Here is a 2,490-nt window from a genome sequence, read left to right as displayed (position 1 = left end):
GTCCGCGGGGAACTGTGCTGGTCACTGGTGGTATGGGTGCGCTGGGTGGTCATGTGGCGCGGTGGCTGGCCGGGCGGGGGGTGGAGCATCTGGTGCTGGTCTCGCGTCGGGGTGAGCGGGCTCCGGGGGCCGGTGGTCTGCGTGGGGAGCTGGAGGCTTGTGGCGTCGGGGTGACGCTGGCCGCGTGTGATGTGGCCGACCGGGAGCAGGTCCGGGGGCTGTTGGCGTCGCTGGAGGCGGGGTCGGTGCCTGCGCTGACGGGTGTCGTGCACACCGCGGGTGTGCTGGACGACGGTGTGATCGAGACGCTGTCCGTGGAAACGCTGGCCGGAGTGCTGCGGTCGAAGGTGGAGGCCGCCCGCCACCTTGACGAGCTGACCTCCGACAAGGAGCTGGACGCCTTCGTGCTCTTCTCCTCCGTCATCGGCGTCTGGGGCAACGGCGGCCAGGCCGCCTATGCCGCCGCGAACGCCTCCCTGGACGCGCTCGCCCAGCACCGGCACGCCCGCGGGCTGCCCGCGCTGTCCCTGGCCTGGGGCACGTGGAGCGGCGGCGGCATGGTCGGGGACGACACGGACGAGCGGATGCGGCGACGCGGGCTGATCGCCATGGCACCGGAGGCCGCGATCGAGGCCCTGGCGCAGGCGACGCGCCCCGACCGGCCGTTCCTCGCCGTCGCGGACGTGGACTGGGAGCGGTTCGTCGCGGCGTACACGCCGACGAGATCGGCCCGGCTGTTCGACGGAGTGTCGGAGGCACTGCGGGCCGGCACACCGGCGGCAGCCGACGGTCTCGGGGGCACCGGCCCCGCCGACGGGGCCGTGCCGCCCGGTACGGCGCTGGCCCAGCGGCTCGCGGAGCTTGCCCCTGGCGAGCAGGAGCGCATCCTGACCGAACTGGTCCGCACCCACGCGGCGGTGGTCCTCGGGCACACCGACACGGATGCGGTCGCGGTCGGGCGCGCCTTCAAGGAACTCGGCTTCGACTCGATGCGGGTCATGGAGCTGCGAAACCGACTGAACGCCGCCACCGGGCTACGACTGGCCACCGGCGCCGTGTTCGACCACCCCACGATCACACGCCTGGCCCGGCACCTGCACGCCGAACTGCTCGGGACGCAGGACCAGCCGGAGCCCGCCACGGCCCTGGCCGCGAGCCGCGAGAGCGCACCCGCGGCCAGTGCCGCGCACCGCGAGGAACCGATCGCGATCGTCGCGATGGGCTGCCGGCTGCCCGGCGACGTGCAGACTCCCGAGGAGCTGTGGCAGCTGCTCGTACGCGGCCAGGACGCCGTCTCCGGCTTCCCCACCGACCGTGGCTGGGACATCGAGGGACTGTACGACCCGGACCCCGGCCGCCCCGGCAGGACATATGCCCGCGAGGGCGGATTCCTCTACGACGCCGCCGAGTTCGACCCGGCGTTCTTCGGGATCTCCCCGCGCGAGGCACTGGCGATGGACCCCCAGCAGCGGCTGCTGCTGCAGACGTCCTGGGAGACCATCGAGCGGGCCGGCATCGACCCGACCTCCCTCAAGGGCACCGCGACCGGCGTCTTCGCCGGAATGACCTACCAGGACTACGGCGCCCGCCTGCACGAGGCCCCGGAGAGCGTCGAGGGCTACCTCCTGACGGGCAAGTCCTCCAGCGTGATCTCCGGCCGGATTGCCTACACCCTCGGCCTGGAGGGGCCCGCGGTCACGGTGGACACGGCCTGTTCCTCGTCGCTGGTCGCCCTGCACCTGGCGGTTCAGGCACTGCGGGCCGGCGAGTGCGGACTCGCCCTGGCCGGCGGTGTGACCGTCATGCCCACTCCCGGTCTGTTCATCGAGTTCAGCCGGCAGCGCGGACTGGCCCCGGACGGCCGCTCGAAGGCGTTCTCCGACGCCGCCGACGGCACCTCGTGGGCCGAAGGCGTCGGCGTGCTGCTGCTGGAGCGGCTGTCGGATGCGCGGCGCAACGGGCATCAGGTGCTGGCGGTCGTATGCGGCTCGGCCGTCAACCAGGACGGCGCCAGCAATGGTCTTACGGCGCCGAACGGCCTGTCCCAGCAGCGCGTCATCCGCGCCGCCCTGGCCAACGCCGGGCTGTCCACCGGTGACGTGGACGCGGTCGAGGCCCATGGCACGGGCACGGCCCTGGGCGACCCGATCGAGGCCGAGGCGCTCATCGCGACCTACGGCCAGAATCGGGAACGGCCGTTGCTGCTCGGCTCGTTGAAGTCCAACATTGGGCACACACAGGCCGCCGCTGGTGTCGCGGGTGTGATCAAGACGGTGCAGGCGATGCGGCACGGCATGCTGCCGCGGACGCTGCATGTGGGTGTGCCGTCGTCGAAGGTGGACTGGTCGGCGGGGGCTGTCGAGCTGTTGACGGAGGCTCGGGAGTGGCCGGAGACGGGGGAGCGTCCGCGTCGGGCGGGCATTTCCTCGTTCGGTGTGAGTGGCACGAATGCGCATGTGATTGTGGAGGAGGCTCCGGAGGGTTCGGGGT

Annotated in this window: 1 protein-coding gene; it reads left to right on the top strand. The window is 72.4% G+C overall.

Going from position 1 to position 2,490, the window contains the following annotated elements:
* On the top strand, nt 1-2,490 hold a 2,490-nt coding region (locus ABZ078_RS44305; protein WP_356584362.1), incomplete at both ends, for a type I polyketide synthase.

It is taken from the genome of Streptomyces sp. NPDC006385 (assembly GCF_040612485.1).
Classification (GTDB): Bacteria; Actinomycetota; Actinomycetes; order Streptomycetales; family Streptomycetaceae; genus Streptomyces.
This window is presented reverse-complemented; position numbering and strand designations above follow the sequence as displayed.